A 17,612-nucleotide genomic window follows, 5' to 3' on the forward strand; every position below is an offset into this window, starting at 1 on the left:
TATAGCTATATAAATAGTTATTTTGAGAACGATCTTATATTAACCACTTCAACATATATGTAGTGCGCCAATTTATATTTTGGTTCACAACAGTTCACAGTGCTAACCTTGAAATATTATTTTAAGATAAGATAATAATAGCTCATAGTTCAGTAATAACAGATAGCATAGTTCAGGACTCAGTTTAATTTTTTAAGCTTATCTGACATATGTTAAGGGAGGAAGACTTGGTAAAAGTTCGCGAAGGGTTGCCCCTTATTGATGGTCAGACTACAACTGAAGACAGCGCCTCCCTAGCTGCACAGATGATCGCTCAACAGCAACATGGTTATTACAAACCTGGCGCCAGCTCATCTTTTGAATTGCTTAACGAGGATTTAAAGAAGCAACTGGCCACTACCAAGTTAACCACTGCTATGGACCGCACAATACAAGCGGACTTCCTACCTCTGAATGATGCCGCTATAGTCGAAAGGGTTAAACTCAATACCCTGACTTACTCTCATAATATTTCAGACAATTACGATCTTGAAAATCAGGTTTTATTGCACAATAAACCTGCACATAAATTTGCTATACACACAAAATCAACTTTCTCTGATGAACCTGTAGCGCATAAAGCCTTGGCTGATAATACGATTATTGATTTGCCAGCATGGCTTAAAGCCGTTTCAAATCGCGTTAATATAGGCGCGTTACCTAACCTTGCTAAAGCCTGTGAGATAGTGGGTACTGAATCAAGTTTAGAGGAAGAAGGCAATCGTTCTAGCGCATATATGACCGGTATCGGTATGACTGATATCTTGACCTATCTGTACCAAGATGAAGATGCTTTAACTGCGTCCATGTTATATCGTGCTGCCCGTACTAAACTCATTTCCATTGAACGCATCCAAGAAGTCTTTGGTGATGAAGTTACCAAATTGGTAAAAGATGCGTTGGCCTTGGGACAGTTGTCAGAAACCATAGAAAGCAATAAGCGGTTAGAAGACCATTTCGTTAATAATCAGCGGGAGCAGCTGTCAAATATTTACAGCATGCTTATCTCAATGACCAATGATGTACGTGTGGTGCTGATTAAGCTTGCAGAGCGTACGTTTGCTATGCGTGAGCTATCCTATGCCAGTGAAGAGCGTAGACAGCGTGTGGCACGTGAAGTCATGACTATCTATGCACCATTAGCACATCGCCTTGGCATTGCTCAAATTAAATGGGAATTAGAGGATCTAGCTTTTCGTTATCTGGCGCCTGAGCGCTATAAAGAAATTGCCAAATTACTCTCCGAAAAACGAAGTGAGCGTGAAGAGTATATAGATCGAGTGCATCGTCAGCTTGAGGCTGCCTTGATCGAAGCTGGAATTAAGGGAGAAGTTTCAGGCCGCGTTAAGCATATTTACTCTATTTATCGCAAAATGAAGTTAAAAGGGTTATCGTTTCATCAACTTTATGATATCCGTGCATTACGCGTTTTAGTCGATACCCAAGCTGAGTGTTATCATACTTTGGGTTTAGTACATGGTATGTGGCGACACATTCCAGAACAGTTTGATGATTACATCACTAACCCCAAGGCAAACGGTTATCGCTCCCTACATACTGCTGTTATTGCAGAAAATAAATCTCTAGAGATTCAAATTCGTACGCATCAAATGCACTTTGAAGCTGAGCTGGGAATGTGTGCCCATGTCAACTACAAAGAAGGTGGAAAAAATAAACAAGACGCCTATCTAAGCCAAAAAATCAACTCATTACGTCAATTACTGTTAGCCGGTAGCGATAGTACCAATAAGAATCTAAGTCGTGATGGTTTGATTGACGAGTTCGATGTCGATGAAGATGAGGAGCAGTTAGTCGATTTTGGCGAGCTTGAACACATCTATGTGTTTAGCCGTGATGGTGATATTACTGAGTTACCTAAAGGGGCAACTGTTTTAGACTTTGCTTATTATGTACATACTCAAGTAGGTAATCGTGCCCAAGCTGCACGAGTAAACCAGCGTTATGTGCCTCTCACCTATCAATTAAAAACTGGGGAACAGGTCGAGATTATTACCAAATCTTCTCGAGAGCCTAACCGCGATTGGCTGGTGCCTTCCCTAGGCTATATTCAAACCTCTCGGGCACGCTCTAAACTACGCCAATGGTTTAATAAACAAGATCGTGATAAAAACTTAGAGATTGGCAAACAGATGTTTACCAAAGAGTTGGGTCGATTATCAGTCCATCCTAATAGTATTAGTTTAAAAGATTATGTAAAACATTTTAACGTTAACTCTGCTGATGATATCTTGGTTGGCCTTGTAACTGGTGAAATTGGCCTGCATCAATTAATGGGTCATATATCGCGTGAGCTTGACTTAGTTACTGATAAAGTGGAGCAAGGCTATACACCAAGTGTTCATCCCAAAGTCACTGGTAAGCTTGATGCTTATAAAATTAACTTTGATGGACTTGATAATATTGAAATGCGTTTCGCCAATTGTTGCCAACCAGTTTATGGCGAGCCGATAGCTGGATTTATCACCCAAAGTAGCGGCGTTTCCGTTCATAACCGAGGCTGCGCCGAATATGCGCGGCTCGTTGAACGTGAGCCTGAGCGTCAAATCTCTGCATCATGGGTATCGCAACAAACCAGTTATCAGCCTGTTGAAATTATTATTGAAGCTTATGACAGAAGAGGTTTACTGCGTGATTTAACTCAGGTTATTGATAAAGAAGATATTAATATCCGAGGCGTCGATACCAATAGCGATGATGATAATGTGGCGCACCTTAAGTTTCGTCTTGAAGTCACTGGATTATCGCAACTGTCTAAATTGCTTGCTAAACTTGAACAACAACCTGGTATCTTACATGCCCGAAGAGCTGTATAACTCTATATACAATACAATCAATTTGCATTAGGGCGTGTCCCTATTTGCAAATTAAATAAGTTATGGTCTAAAAATGGCTATATTTTCGCCAAACTGTGTCTAATTTCTAGCTAATATGCCTATATTATCTTCGAAATTATTCGTGTTTGACAAAAATCTATCTCATTTTTAGCCTCATAATCCAAATAGGGACACGCCCTAATTCCATTATAAAAATGCGTTTTTCTAAATCGTTTGAGTTATAACAATGCCTGAATTACCTGAAGTCGAAACTACTAAAACCAGTCTTAAGCCTTTACTTAATAAAAAAGTAGAAGCCATTGAGGTATTTCAACCTAAGTTACGTTGGTCTATTCCAAGTGATATAGGAAGTTTACAAGGGTATGTGTTACAAAGTATTGAGCGCCGAGCAAAATATTTGATATTGAAATTTACCAGCAAAAGCGTAGAAAATTTAGGATCTACTTCAAGCATCAATATCACTAATGCGACTGATTCAGCTGATTCAATTAACGAGGATAGCAAGTCTTTAATTATTCATTTGGGTATGTCAGGTAGTCTTCAGCAGTTTCCGATTGGCACTCAAAAGCGTAAACATGACCATCTCATTATGCAATTTTCAAGTACCTCATCAGACAATATCATTCAATTGCACTATCATGACCCACGCCGTTTTGGCGCCATACTGTGGTTCGCAGATTATGAAGAAAAACTCTTATCGCATTTAGGAGTTGAGCCTTTAGATAGTGTTTTTACAGGGCAGTATTTGTACGACAAAATACATAGGATTTTAGAAAACAAAACACGAAATAGACAAAATAAACTTGCTTTAAAACCCATCAGTCGTCCTATTAAAGCTGTGATTATGGATCAGGTTTTTGTGGTAGGTGTGGGTAATATATACGCCACTGAAAGTTTGTTTATGTCAGCCATTCATCCGAGCACGCCTGCCCATAAAATTAGTAAGTCTCAGTTGTCTGTGCTGGTAAAGCACATTAAAGAGATTTTAAAACGGTCTATTACCCAAGGCGGCTCTACTTTAAAAGATTTCACTGTAGCCAATGGTAAAACTGGCTATTTTCAACAAACACTTTTGGTTTATGGTAAACATAAATCGCCATGTCCAACTTGTGGCACTTCAATTGATAAAGTCACGATTACTGGAAGAGCAAGTACCTATTGTCCTACTTGTCAACCTCATGTTAAATTTAAAACTAAACGTATTGCCAACTCAATCTCAAACTCGTAAGTAAAATTAAATACATAGATGCATTATGCTTCGCGTCATAATTAAAAAAGCAAAATTGCAAAAAAAAAGGAGTGCCGCTTTATCGGCCTCCCTTTAGAAACATTATTTCAAGATTCTAGATTTATTTAATTATTCGATTTATTTGCTAAGTTTTTGGCTAATTTCACGTAACAATAGCACTTCTTCTGTTGCAGTATCTACCAGCACTTCTTCAACAGTATTCTTACGACGCATTTTGTTCATAGCTTTTACCATCATAAAGATAATGAAGGCTAAGATTAAGAAGTTGATCAAGACTGTAATAAAGCTACCATAAGCTAATAATGGCACACCTGCTGCTTTTAATGCATCATACGTTCTTGGAACCCCTTCAGGCGCATTGCCTAATACCACAAACATGTTCTTAAAGTTAAGCTCGCCGCCAAAAATAAATGCAACGATTGGCATTATTATATCTTCAACTAGTGAGTTAGTGATGTTTGAAAAAGCACCACCGATGATTACACCGACTGCAAGATCCATAACATTGCCTTTTAGGGCAAACTCTTTAAACTCTGACATCATACTCATATTTTTACTCCAAAGTTATAAACCAAATTAAACGCACTAGCTAATATAGTAAGCAAATAATAGGATGCTTAACAATTAAAAGCAGTACTTAAAGGGGTTTTAGGTTAGTTTGAAATCCTTCGAAAAAGAGGGACTTTACATCATTTGACTATATTACTACTTCTTAATACCTATTAAAAAAGGTTAACATAGACATATCGCCTATATTAACCTTAAGAAAATGCTATTCAGTAGACAAAATGTAAATAATTAACATTAATTTTCATACAATTAAGTAACTAATAAATATTTCAATATTGTCTTATATTCATTGAATTAAATGAATATATCTTATTATGCTTCTTTTTTACGACCGTGACGCTTACGCTCACTTTCAGACAAATACTTTTTACGTAAACGAATCGATTTAGGTGTTACTTCGACCAATTCATCATCTTCGATAAATTCAAGTGCTTGCTCTAAAGTGAATTTAATAGCTGGTACCAAGGTTAAAGCTTCATCTGTACCACTCGCACGAACGTTGGTTAACTGTTTAGCTGTAGTAGGATTAACTACCATGTCATCACTACGTGAGTTCAGGCCAACAATCATACCTTCGTAAACTTCAAGCTGAGGCTCTGCAAATAATTTACCGCGTTTTTGAAGGTTAAATAAAGCATAACCTAAGCAAACACCGTTAGCCATTGATACTAAAACACCGTTAGTACGACCACCCACTTCACCAACCTTTTGTGGGCCATAATGTGAGAAGCTTGAGGTTAAAATACCAGATCCTGAAGTCAAAGTTAAGAACTCTGAACGAAAACCAATTAAACCACGTGCTGGCATAACTGCTTCAATACGCATGCGACCTTTGCCATCTAACTGCATATCGGTCATTTCACCTTTACGAAGACCAACTTGTTCCATAATAGCGCCTTGATGCTGCTCTTCCACATCAAAAATAACGTTTTCATATGGCTCTTGTAGTTTACCGTCTACTTCTTTAACAATTACTTCAGGACGTGAAACCCCAAGCTCAAAGCCTTCACGGCGCATGTTCTCAATTAGTACTGATAAGTGAAGCTCACCACGGCCAGAAACTTTAAACTTCTCAGGAGAATCTGTATCTGCAACACGCAAAGCTACGTTATGAATCAATTCACGCTCTAAACGCTCACGGATATTACGTGACGTCACAAACTTGCCTTCACGACCAGCAAATGGTGAATTGTTTACTTGGAATGTCATAGAAACTGTTGGTTCGTCCACAGTCAATGGTGGTAAAGCTTCTACATGGTTTGGATCACAAATAGTATCCGATATATTCAAAGCATCAATACCAGTAATACATACGATATCACCAGCTTGTGCTTCTTCAACCTCAATACGATCTAAACCATGGTAACCCATAATTTTTAAGATACGGCCGTTACGAGTTTTGCCTTCTTTATCAATGACAGTTACTGGTGTATTGGTAGAGATACGACCACGTTCGATACGACCAATACCGATTACACCAACGAAGCTGTTATAATCAAGGCTTGAGATTTGCATACGAAATGGTGCTTCAGCATCTACTTGAGGCGGCTCAACCACGTCAACGATAGTTTCAAACAATGGGGTCATATCATCAGCAAGGTTATCTGCATCTAAACCTGAAATACCATTTAAAGCTGAAGCATATACTACATGGAAATCTAGCTGTTCGTCAGAAGCACCTAGATTATCAAATAAATCAAAAATCTGATCCATTACCCAATCTGGACGTGAACCTGGACGGTCAATCTTATTGATTACCACAATTGGCTTTAACCCTTGTTCGAATGCTTTTTGGGTTACGAATCGCGTTTGTGGCATTGGACCATCAATAGCATCTACTACCAATAATACACAGTCAACCATAGACATTACACGTTCAACTTCACCGCCGAAATCGGCGTGACCTGGGGTGTCTACAATGTTGATACGGTATTCAATACCTGTTTTAGGATGTTGCCATCTGATGGCTGTATTTTTCGCAAGAATTGTAATGCCACGCTCTTGCTCAATTGCGCCTGAATCCATTGCGCGTTCTGCAATATTTGCACGGTCACCAAAAGTACCAGATTGATGTAATAGTTTATCAACTAGAGTAGTTTTACCATGGTCGACGTGAGCTATAATAGCGATATTGCGTAAATGTTGTATTTCGTTAGACATATTTTAAAGACTCAATATTTTTCGGGTAATAATCATTAACTCATTTTCACGGACGCAGTATAACACCTTTATATTACAGTTAATAAACTGATTTTATAAATGCTATCTTGAAAGTGAAAACAATTGATGAATGCGTAAAACAAAAAAAGCCACCAATTTGGCAGCTTTTTTTTAAATAACTACTAAAACATAGACAAGACTCTATTGAACAGTCATATCTTTAGTTTGGTCAACAACCATAGTTTTGTTACCAGTGATAACAGCGTATACACGACGGTTCATTGCACGACCTTCTTCAGTATCATTAGGCGCGATTGGACGATCATAACCATAGCCAACAGTACTTAAACGCTCAGGTGCAACGCCAAATTCGTTAGTAAGCATATTTTTAACTGCTACTGCACGAGCTTCAGATAAACGTTGGTTATAACGAGCTGATGGACCAGTTTTTGAAGCGTGACCTTCGATGCTAGCTGCTGAGTTTGGATACTCACGCATTTTTTCAGCTACTTTAGCAATTTCTGGTTTGTACTGATCTTTGATGTTGGTTTTGTCATTATCAAAGAATACACGTAGTTCCATTTTTAGTTGGTCATCAACTGGAACTTGTACTGGACAGCCTTTCGCATCAACTACTATATTTGCTGGAGTATTTGGACACTGATCTAATCTATCGATTACACCATCATTATCACTGTCTTTATCAGCTTCAACTACGATAACTGGAGTTGGTTCTACAACGGTTACTGGAGCAGCTGGAGCAGCTACTGCTGGAGCTAAGTGACCACCTAGAACTACTTCTAAACCAACTAGACCCATGTAATCCCATAAATCATAATCAAAGTTATGAATAGCACGAGCTTCACCACGTAAGCTTAATGCATCATTGATACGGTACATAGCACCTAGACCTAAGTTACCAATAGTATCTGTAGTCTCTCTGATTTCATTGCCAGCATCATTTTTTACTTTAATTTTTTGCTGACCAGCACCAATTAGAGCATAAGGACGGAACGCAGTATCACGATAGCCTGAGAACTGATCAAAGCCTACTAAGAAGTTACCAGTAAGCATTTCACGTTCTGCATCACCAATTTTTACGCCTTTATTTAAAGCGTCTGAATCAGTCACACCGTACTCAACTTGGAACTGAGTTGATGGCGTCAATTCGATACCTAAAGCAGCACCAGTATATAGGTCATCTTTAGTAGAAAAACCTAGATCTGTCTCTTCATAGTTAGTATCATCGCTTTCTGTTGAGTGATAACCAAGTAAGATAGGGCTTACTGTTACACCAGCATTTGCCATTAATGGAGCTGCAGTTGCGGCAATTAAAGCCAAAGTAATTTTATTAAGTTTCATAAACTTCCTCCAAGGGACGGTTTGTGTGCAAAAAACAATTAATATCTCTAATTTGTAATACCCAGAATACTTCAAAGAATAGACTAAGCACCAATTTATACTTTCGCTTAATAGCTTATATATAAATTAATTAATTTACAACATATTTTTGTGACCTAGTTATCTAGTACACATATCAATCACATAAAGCACTTGCATCTTACAATGTAATTAGTTAGAAATATATTAACAAAAATTAAATGTAATTAAATCAAAACATGAAATTAATTAGATGTCTGAATCATATGTAATTAAATATAACTAAATGTACTATACCACTTACTGATCGTAATTCTAATACATAGTAACCGATAGTTCTATCCTTAATAGCCAGTTTTTCACTAAATGTAACAAAATTTGACAATAGGTTATATTTATCTATTTTCATTAGGCTTTTGTTCAGTTATGACCTAATAACAATCGTTTTTGACAAGGCCTTGTTTCAATGTTTGATATATTCACTAAATCCTTAAGAAATAAGCTGCTAACCTATTATCCCTTTAAATCCAATGAGATGAATAAAAAACGTCTCCACCATCACATTCAGCAGACAGGATTTACTCTTATTGAGGTATTGTTGACTTTAGGCATATTAGCTACTGTTATAACGATGGCAGTGCCGTCATTTATAAACATCTTTCAAAGTTGGGAAGCTAAAGAGATACGTAGCCAAATCACTGAAGCCATTCGTACTGCCAAATCTCATAGCTTTAGCCAACGTCAAAACAGCATAATGTGCTTGGCAGATGCCAATCTTCGCTGTCACAAATCGGCCAAGACGTACTTAGTGGTATTTACTGATAGTGATGATAACCATCATTTTGATAAAGGTATAAATCAAATGGTCCTACAGCAACGCTTACATCTAGATTACGGTAGACTATATCTAAGGGCTGGGCAACGAGACTATATTAAGTTTTTTGGAGATAGTGGATTACCTCGTGGTCATTTTGGCCATATTAAATACTGCTCTAATGACCGACTTACCAACAATATGTATCAAATTTCATTGAATCAACAAGGCAATCAGCGATTTAAACCCTATAGCGTCAAAAAGACTGGTTGCCCCTAACTTTTAAGCTTTAATTTATATAAATATTACCGTCAACTTGAAAGTTATCATAAATTAAAAGGTTACTCTCAATTTTAAGATTAATGACTACCGCATTTAGCTAAAAGTAAATATCTATGTATTTTCAACTTTGATATGTTTAAGCTTTAAATCCTAAACCTTCATATCTTAAGCTTTAATATCTTTAACCTTGCATCGCTAGCTTCATTGCAACTACCGCTTTTTCAAGTCCCATAAATACACTGTCTGCAATTAATGCATGGCCAATATTAAGCTCATAAATACCTGGAATACTGGCAATAGGACCCACATTGTCACGCGTTAAACCATGACCAGCATTGACAATTAGTGTCTTTTCAACTGATAAAGCATATTCAGTGGTTTTTACAATTCTTTCAAGCTCATAGGCAATAGCGTCTTTATCGCTAGCCAGAGTGGCTTCTGCATACTGGCCAGTATGCAGTTCAACCGCATCTGCCTTGCAAGCAATAGCCGCATCTATCTGCTTTGAATCAGGATCAATAAATAGCGACACCTTGACACCTGCTGCATGTAAACTAGCTATATAAAGCTTAAGATGTTCTATTTGTCCCGCCACATCTAGCCCGCCCTCAGTCGTTAATTCTTGACGCTTCTCAGGAACCAAACATACCCATTCAGGTTTGACGTCGGTTGCAACCTTTAGCATCTCATCTGTGGTTGCTATCTCTAGATTCATGCGCGTTTTTAATAAAGGTTTCATACGATACACGTCTTCATCTATGATATGACGTCTATCCTCTCTTAAATGAAGAGTTATACCATCTGCACCTGCCTGTTCACAAAGCAAAGCCGCTTCAACTGGATCGGGATAATTAACCCCGCGAGCTTGACGTAGTGTGGCCACATGATCAATATTTACGCCCAATAAAGGGACGCTAATAGAAGTTTGAGCTGTCTTATTCATTAGATTTCACCCTTTATACTTTAGATAAGTTATTTATAAATATATGCAGCTTAACCTATTGATAACTATAAAATTGTTGCCACAGTATTCGGCTTTGTAAAGGCTGATAATCGAATAAATGGTCTACAAGCTGACGATGGATGTTAGTCCAGCTATCTAAAGTTTGATCATTGATTCCAGACTGCATGGCAATAATAGTCTTGCCATCAATAGACGACTGTTGCATAAATGCCGATGGATTGCGTTGAGCATATTGAGAAGCAGAGGCATTACTTGTGGTAACAGAGCTTTGAGGGTCTTTCAAACTGTTTTGACTGCTTAATGAACTATCTGCAATGGTTTTAGCTTGTGACGTGGGCACAGACTGCTTTACCCAGCCTCTATCAGGCGCAAAATGATACCATTGACTCTCAGTAATTAAGTCCTGTTCACTGTCTTGTTCTAAATCAATAGCAAAGCCTAGTTCGCTAAATAAAGCTTGCTCGTAATGACGTAATACTAGCTTTAACTGTTTTGGACTCAACGACTGCTGCAATTGGGTAATGGTGTGACCATACTGTTCAAATACAAGCGGCATGCTGTCTTCAACAGGTAATAGTTTTAAGGTAATCTCATTGATATACAAAGCAGCATATTGCTGTTGACCCACCAATCTAGGTACAGCTTCAACAATATTGACTTGTTGCAAAGTTTTTAAGGATTTTTTACCAGTGGCAAATAGCATCAAAGGCGCAAACTGTGGAATGCCTTTTTTTGCAATTCCATGTACTACGCCGTGTTCTTTGGTGAACAGATAGTAGATGCATCTTTTTTCTTGATAGGGTCGCTGATGCAAACTGTACGCATTTAAGGGTTCATTACGCAATATTATTGTCCATCCTATGGATTAAAGATGAGTTGCTAAAACCTGATATACACTAAATACTTAAAATTGTATCGTTATCATCCTGCCCGTTATACCACTGATTCATCAAAACCATTAAAATGGTTATAAAATCTTAAATCTAAGTTAAAGTATTAAATCTAGTTTTTCACAAGATTTATTATGTCTGTTATCGACTATTAGTAACCTAAACTGCTTAATGCTCGGGCATCGTCTGACCACCCTTGCTTCACTTTCACCCACAAATTAAGCATAATTTTTCGTTCAAATAAAGCTTCCATATCTTCACGTGCTGCCGTACCAATTTGTTTAATACGACTGCCTTTATCGCCAATAATAATGGCCTTTTGACCATTACGCTCAACAAATATAGTGGCATCAATGAAAGTCACAGCTTTACGCTTACGACCTGTTTTAGGGTCTATATGAGCAGGTTCATCTTTGAACTCGTCAATTTGAACCGTCAAATCGTAAGGGACTTCATCACCTGATTGACGCATGATTTTTTCACGAATAATTTCACTGGCTAAAAAACGCTCACTACGATCCGTAATTTGTTCAGTATCGTAAATGGGCGCACCTTGAGGTAAATGTGATCGTATAACTTGTTGCAAACGCTCAAGGTTTTGATTCTTTAATGCTGAAACCGGAATGATATCTGCAAAATCAAAATTTTCATGATAGGTTTCAATTAAAGGTAGAATTGAACCTTTATCTTTAATAGTGTCGGCTTTATTGATAACCAACACCACTGGCGTATCAGTTTGACCAATTTTTTCAAGAGTCAATAAATCATCGTCACGCCATTGCTCACCATCTACTACAAACAGTACCAAGTCTACATCTACCAAAGCAGAAAACGCCGCCTTGTTCATTCGTTCATTGATTAGACGCACTTCGTTACTATGAATACCTGGCGTATCTACGAACACTGCCTGCATCTCTTCATTAGATAAAATACCATGAATGCGATGACGGGTAGTCTGTGGCTTACGCGAAGTAATAGACAGCTTTTGACCCAACATATGATTCATCAAAGTCGACTTGCCAACGTTTGGTCGTCCAACAATGGCCACATAACCTGCGCGATAGTCTTCTGGAATAGACTCATTACTGAAGAAGCTATCTAATAGGCTATCCGTAGCATCTTTTGATTCATTATTTAACAGTTGGTTCTCTTGTGATGCATTTGACATAAGTCTGAATATCCGATGTTAACTTTTGGAAGCGCTTTTATTAAGAGCTTCAATTTGGTTTTAAATGTGGGTTTTGAATGTATAAAATATATCAATAGTATAAATTATAGCTATTAAAATTTAACTTTTATGATACGCTCATTGACCAACTTATTAAGCTGATTAATCATCTTTTCAGCGGTCTTTTGTTCAGCAATTCGGCGACTCTCTCCTGATTCCACTATAGGCTTAGTGTGGGGAACGTCAACTTCACAACGTACAACAAATATTTGATTAGGGGCATTGCCTTGAGTTTCTAACAACTCATAATTTGGTAGTTCATACTTATGGCCTTGCAACCATTCTTGTAGCCGACTTTTAGCGTCTTTTAAAACCCGTTGATCATTCACATTGTCAATCAATTCGACGAACCATTCAAGCACACAGTCTTTAACCACATCCACACTTTGGCTGTCTAAATAAATGGCACCAATTAATGATTCCACAGTATCTGCTAGTATCGATGCCCGCTCGCGACCGCCTCCTTTGCGCTCACCTACACCCAAAATTAAATGAGAAGATAGGTTAAGCTTTTGCGCCACAATTACCAATGACTCTTGACGAACCAAAGTAGCTCTCATGCGTGTCAGTCGCCCTTCATCTTGATTGGGATACTGGTAATATAATGCTTCACCAATAATCATTCCAAGTAAAGCATCCCCTAAAAACTCTAAGCGCTCGTAGTTTATTTTGCCATCAAAAGAGCGGTGGGTCAGGGCAAGTTCTGCTAAACTTGTGTCTTCAAAGCTATAACCTAATGCCTTTTGCAAAGTAACTAACCCTTGCTCAAAACTAGTATAACGCTGTTTTGGCGGATGTTGAGTAGCAAAAGCTTTCTGAGCGACTTCAGTCAATTGCGTGGTATCACTACTGTGTTTTTTATAAACTTTTGACATATTATTTGGGCACATTAAAAACTTTTATAAGACTAAAAGGACAGTCAGAAACCGCTTGGTAATTTATTAGGTAAGTACAATGAATATAATTACATAGCTTGCAATTAGCTTACCTAATCTATACTGCATAGACTTGTACTACTTCGACAGCTTGCATTAATCAATAGATCGATTATGGCTAAAGGTTGGTATGTTCGATAAGCCAGGTTTCTTATGCATCCACACATAAACTGCTTTACCCGCTAAGTTTTCATCAGGAACAAATCCCCAATAACGTCCATCTTCACTGCGATCTGAGTTATCGCCCATAACGAAATAATTATTGTCAGGGACTTTAACGCTCCAACTACTATCATGGCTAATTGTCTGGTTAAGAAATTTAGAATATTCATTGGACAATAAAGAAGGCTCTAAATAGCGTCTTAAATAGGTATGCTCACCTAACTTTTCCTGAAAATAATGCGCACCTTGCTCTTCATTTTGTGCCATTGCTATAGCATCATTAGGTGATAAATCCCATTGACGACTAGGATCACTGCCCTTAACTGGCGTATAAACCTGCTCTGTCAGAGTCTTGTCTGCAGTAAAGTTAACTTGTTCACTAGGTACTTGTTTACCATTGATCGACAATTTACCATTACTATAGCTAACTTCATCGCCTGGTAAACCGATAATACGCTTAATATAATAAATTTTTGGGTCTTCAGGAAAACGAAATACAACCACATCCCCATGTTCAGGGTTCCCAGTATTAATAACTTTATTATAAGTTAAGGGTAAGCGAATTCCATAAGAATACTTATTGACGGCAACGAAGTCACCAGTATAAAGCGTAGGCACCATAGAAGAAGATGGGATATTAAAAGGTTCAACAATAAATGAACGTACGACCAAAACTACCGCTAAAACTGGAAAATAATCATGTGCCCATCGAATTAAAAAATGCTCATTTGAAGAGGTGTTATACTTTTTAGTGGTTGCAATATTGGCATGGCGTTTCGCTTCTCGATATTCACGTTCTGCTTGCTTAACCGGTATGGGAGCATCATCAATAGCAATAGTATCTAATTCTTGATTGCTATTATTCATCAACATATTGTGCTCAGACAATGCTGTTAGATAAGCTTCTTTTTTCATTAATAAGTTATCTTGGGCGGCCTGAATCTCTTTGGAACCACCTGTTTTGGCGTTTTTATGTTGCTTAAGCCAAAACTTATCAAGTAGCCATATTAACCCTAGAATCAGGGTTACCGGTACCAAAATCAAATTAAAATCAAAGTCCATACTGCTGCCTTAGCCACTTTGTTATTATTCCAAGCTTTTATTAATTAGCTTATTGAAAACTTGTGCTTATCATGCTATTAATACTACTAGACCACTGCTAACTATATACTTACTGATTGTCCACTTGTAGTACAGCTAAGAAGGCTTCTTGTGGAATCTCCACACTACCTACCTGCTTCATACGTTTTTTCCCTTCTTTTTGCTTCGACAGCAATTTCTTCTTACGAGAAACGTCTCCACCATAGCACTTAGCAAGAACGTCTTTACGCATCGCTTTAACCGTACTACGAGCAATAATCTGACTGCCAATAGCAGCCTGAATAGCCACATCAAACATCTGACGCGGAATCAGCTCTTTCATTTTTTCGACCAATTGACCACCTCGATAACGTGCTTGATCTTGGTGACAAATCATCGCTAATGCATCAACTTTATCACCGTTAATCAACACATCAACTTTAACTAGTTTGTCCATTTCATAACGGTCAAACTCATAATCTAGCGATGCAAATCCACGTGATACAGACTTTAGACGGTCAAAGAAATCCATGACTACTTCGCCCAATGGAATATCAAAAACCAACTGAACTTGTTTACCCATAAAGCGCATATCAACTTGAGTACCACGGCGCTCCATACATAAAGTCATTACATTACCCAAATAATCTTGCGGCACTAGAATATGACAACGGGCAATCGGCTCACGGAACTCGTCAACAAAACCTGGATCAGGCAGTCTTGATGGATTATCGACTAGGAACACTTCGCCATTTTTCTTTTTGATTTCATAAATAACTGATGGCGCTGTGGTAATCAAATCCAGATTGTATTCACGCTCTAAACGCTCTTGAATGATTTCCATATGTAGCATACCTAGGAAGCCACAACGAAAACCAAAGCCTAGTGCGTCTGAAGTGTCAGGCTCAAAGAACAATGCAGAGTCGTTGATTTGCAGCTTTTGTAATGCTTCACGAAACTTTTCAAAATCACTAGAATCTACAGGAAATAAGCCTGCATAGACCTGCGGCGTAATTTGTTTGAAGCCAGGAATTAAGTCAACATCTGGCGTTTTTGCATGAGTAATGGTATCGCCTACTGGCGCACCATGAATGTCTTTAATACCGGCAATAACAAATCCAACTTCACCCGCTTCAAGCTTATCCGTCTCAAGCGGCTTTGGCGTGAACACCCCAATTGAGGTAACCAAATGTGCGTCCATGGTAGATTTGATTAAAAGCTTATCACCTTTACTAAGGGTACCTTGACGTACACGTACCAATGAGACAACCCCTAAGTAGTTGTCGAACCATGAGTCAATAATCAAAGCTTGTAAGGGAGCCTCTCGGTCACCGGTAGGCGCTGGTATACGTTCAACTAAAGCCTCTAAAAGCTCGTCCACCCCTAAGCCCGACTTAGCAGAGACACGAGGCGCATCTACTGCTTCAATACCAATAATATCTTCAATCTCCTGAATCACACGTTCAGGTTCAACTTGTGGTAAGTCAATTTTATTTAAAACGGGTAGAACCTCAAGACCCAAGTCAACAGCTGTGTAGCAATTAGCTACTGACTGAGCTTCAACGCCTTGAGCAGCATCAACTACCAATAGCGCGCCTTCACAAGCGGCTAAGGAGCGGGACACTTCATAAGAGAAGTCAACGTGCCCTGGAGTATCAATAAAATTCAGCTGATAACGCTCACCATTTGGGTGATCGTAATACAAGGTCACTGACTGCGCTTTAATGGTAATGCCACGCTCACGCTCAATATCCATTGAGTCTAAGACCTGAGCCTGCATTTCACGATCCTGCAGCGCCCCACAAGTTTGTATAAAACGATCGGCCAAGGTTGATTTGCCATGGTCAATATGGGCGATGATTGAAAAATTTCGAATATTTGATAATGCGGTCACGTCTTGCGGCTACCTAGTTGTTGAGTTCATTGATAAAGAACAAAGTAAAAAATATATTTAGATACTCTATTCTATCAGCTTTAAGTAAGGTTGTAAGTGATAGAAGTAAAATGCTGATGTAAAGAGTTGAATCTGGGCTTGATGAGTGTGGTTATTGGCTGACACTTATTCAATTCTTAACGAGCTTAACAGCCACAGACAAGCGATTGAATCTTATAAGCTAACAATTAGAAGCTAACAAAACGAAGAGACATAAAAAAAGCCAACTACTTAGCATGATATGGCAAAGTAATCGGCTATTTTAGGCGCTAATGGCCAAGTATATGGTGGCGATGAAGAGACTTGAACTCTTGACCTCACGATTATGAGTCGTGCGCTCTAACCAGCTGAGCTACATCGCCATTTGAGGGCGGTATTATCCCTAAAACACTTTAAGCCGTCAACCCCTAAATTCAAAAATATCTAATATGTTTTTAAATTAAGGGCTATTCTCTGCTCTTTCTACAGCAAGCGGCTATTATATACACTTTTTTGTGGTACGCATAAAGATTTTGGCAAACCGATAAGCCGGGTTCTGTCGTGAACGATCATTCATCTAGGTGTACCGTTGCCAGTACACTCGAGCAACCTACCCGTGTCCCCTGCAGGCGACAAGTAATGGACACCTATTTGGTCTTGCTACGCGTGGAGTTTACCTTGCCATGAGCTGTTACCAGCCATGCGGTGCGCTCTTACCGCACCCTTTCACCCTTACCTCACACTATAGAGCCAAGCTCTAAAGTTAAATTGAGGCGGTCTTCTCTCTGCTGCACTTGTCGTCGGGTTACCCCGCCCAGCCGTTAGCTGGCACGCTGCCTTATGTAGCCCGGACTTTCCTCCCTTCTGTATAACACAGAACGGCGATCGTCTAGTTTACCAAGCGAGGTATTATAGCAGAACATAAAAAATAAGACACAAAAATTTACTTTAAATTAATAACTGTTTTATAAATATTCAAACAGCCATTATTCGATAAATAATAGCTGTTGAAATAACTATAAAAATAGACCAACTTTATTAGGGTCTGTTGAACATTCATAATTTCAGCCAAATGTAAGCACAAGCCAAAGC

General features: G+C 38.5%; 12 protein-coding genes, 1 tRNA gene, 1 other RNA gene and 1 pseudogene. 3 read left to right on the forward strand and 12 right to left on the reverse strand.

Annotated features, from left to right (window positions below):
• Positions 1–227 precede the first annotated feature (227 nt).
• Positions 228–2,873, forward strand: coding sequence for a bifunctional (p)ppGpp synthetase/guanosine-3',5'-bis(diphosphate) 3'-pyrophosphohydrolase (locus QZ265_RS05310; RefSeq protein WP_296404118.1), 2,646 nt, complete (start codon positions 228–230; stop codon positions 2,871–2,873).
• Positions 2,874–3,120: 247 nt separating this feature from the next.
• Positions 3,121–4,122 (forward strand): bifunctional DNA-formamidopyrimidine glycosylase/DNA-(apurinic or apyrimidinic site) lyase, encoded by a 1,002-nt coding sequence (mutM, locus tag QZ265_RS05315; protein WP_296404120.1) that lies wholly within the window; start codon positions 3,121–3,123, stop codon positions 4,120–4,122.
• 138 nt (positions 4,123–4,260) lie between these two features.
• Here the strand turns inward: mutM and mscL are convergent, their stop codons facing one another.
• From mscL to QZ265_RS05330, 3 genes are all read right to left on the reverse strand, one after another.
• Positions 4,261–4,692 (reverse strand): large conductance mechanosensitive channel protein MscL, encoded by a 432-nt coding sequence (gene mscL, locus QZ265_RS05320; RefSeq protein ID WP_296404122.1) that lies wholly within the window; start codon positions 4,690–4,692, stop codon positions 4,261–4,263.
• Positions 4,693–5,025: 333 nt separating this feature from the next.
• Complete coding sequence (gene typA / locus QZ265_RS05325; protein WP_296404123.1) at positions 5,026–6,873, reverse strand: translational GTPase TypA; 1,848 nt, start codon at positions 6,871–6,873, stop codon at positions 5,026–5,028.
• A 201-nt stretch (positions 6,874–7,074) separates the two neighbouring features.
• Entirely contained in the window at positions 7,075–8,235 is a 1,161-nt protein-coding gene (locus QZ265_RS05330; protein ID WP_296404125.1) for an OmpA family protein, read from the reverse strand.
• Between the two features lie 484 nt (positions 8,236–8,719).
• Here QZ265_RS05330 and QZ265_RS05335 point away from each other — a divergent pair, with 484 nt between their 5' ends.
• A complete protein-coding gene (locus QZ265_RS05335; protein ID WP_296404127.1) occupies positions 8,720–9,346 on the forward strand; it encodes a prepilin-type N-terminal cleavage/methylation domain-containing protein in 627 nt (208 codons plus the stop codon).
• 184 nt (positions 9,347–9,530) lie between these two features.
• Here QZ265_RS05335 and pdxJ read toward each other — a convergent pair whose 3' ends face one another.
• The 9 genes and pseudogenes from pdxJ to rnpB form a co-directional block, all read right to left on the reverse strand.
• Entirely contained in the window at positions 9,531–10,292 is a 762-nt protein-coding gene (pdxJ, locus tag QZ265_RS05340) for a pyridoxine 5'-phosphate synthase (protein ID WP_296404129.1), read from the reverse strand.
• Between the two features lie 55 nt (positions 10,293–10,347).
• Positions 10,348–11,157, reverse strand: coding sequence for a DNA repair protein RecO C-terminal domain-containing protein (locus tag QZ265_RS05345; protein WP_296404131.1), 810 nt, complete (start codon positions 11,155–11,157; stop codon positions 10,348–10,350).
• Positions 11,158–11,354: 197 nt separating this feature from the next.
• Positions 11,355–12,371 (reverse strand): GTPase Era, encoded by a 1,017-nt coding sequence (era, locus tag QZ265_RS05350; protein WP_296404133.1) that lies wholly within the window; start codon positions 12,369–12,371, stop codon positions 11,355–11,357.
• Between the two features lie 113 nt (positions 12,372–12,484).
• Entirely contained in the window at positions 12,485–13,306 is an 822-nt protein-coding gene (gene rnc / locus QZ265_RS05355; RefSeq protein ID WP_296404135.1) for a ribonuclease III, read from the reverse strand.
• A gap of 156 nt (positions 13,307–13,462) precedes the next feature.
• Positions 13,463–14,443, reverse strand: coding sequence for a signal peptidase I (lepB, locus tag QZ265_RS05360; RefSeq protein ID WP_296404140.1), 981 nt, complete (start codon positions 14,441–14,443; stop codon positions 13,463–13,465).
• Between the two features lie 60 nt (positions 14,444–14,503).
• Positions 14,504–14,590 (reverse strand): annotated as a pseudogene (locus tag QZ265_RS05365) (signal peptidase I); the annotation flags it as partial.
• 109 nt (positions 14,591–14,699) lie between these two features.
• Positions 14,700–16,502, reverse strand: a complete 1,803-nt coding sequence (gene lepA / locus QZ265_RS05370; protein WP_296404137.1) for a translation elongation factor 4 — start codon at positions 16,500–16,502, stop codon at positions 14,700–14,702.
• A 324-nt stretch (positions 16,503–16,826) separates the two neighbouring features.
• A tRNA-Met gene (locus QZ265_RS05375) sits at positions 16,827–16,903 on the reverse strand.
• Between the two features lie 146 nt (positions 16,904–17,049).
• Positions 17,050–17,421, reverse strand: an RNA gene (rnpB, locus tag QZ265_RS05380) — RNase P RNA component class A.
• Positions 17,422–17,612: the final 191 nt, after the last annotated feature.

The sequence above is a fragment of the Psychrobacter sp. genome, from assembly GCF_018260395.1.
GTDB lineage: Bacteria > Pseudomonadota > Gammaproteobacteria > Pseudomonadales > Moraxellaceae > Psychrobacter.

Bases quoted from the DNA above. Each gene is read 5' to 3' on its own strand.
- lepB (WP_296404140.1), bottom strand. From the start codon at position 14,443: ATGAAAAAAGAAGCTTATCTAACAGCATTGTCTGAGCACAATATGTTG.
- typA (WP_296404123.1), bottom strand. From the start codon at position 6,873: ATGTCTAACGAAATACAACATTTACGCAATATCGCTATTATAGCTCAC.
- mutM (WP_296404120.1), top strand. From the start codon at position 3,121: ATGCCTGAATTACCTGAAGTCGAAACTACTAAAACCAGTCTTAAGCCT.
- rnc (WP_296404135.1), bottom strand. From the start codon at position 13,306: ATGTCAAAAGTTTATAAAAAACACAGTAGTGATACCACGCAATTGACT.
- era (WP_296404133.1), bottom strand. From the start codon at position 12,371: ATGTCAAATGCATCACAAGAGAACCAACTGTTAAATAATGAATCAAAA.
- pdxJ (WP_296404129.1), bottom strand. From the start codon at position 10,292: ATGAATAAGACAGCTCAAACTTCTATTAGCGTCCCTTTATTGGGCGTA.
- mscL (WP_296404122.1), bottom strand. From the start codon at position 4,692: ATGAGTATGATGTCAGAGTTTAAAGAGTTTGCCCTAAAAGGCAATGTT.
- QZ265_RS05330 (WP_296404125.1), bottom strand. From the start codon at position 8,235: ATGAAACTTAATAAAATTACTTTGGCTTTAATTGCCGCAACTGCAGCT.
- QZ265_RS05335 (WP_296404127.1), top strand. From the start codon at position 8,720: ATGTTTGATATATTCACTAAATCCTTAAGAAATAAGCTGCTAACCTAT.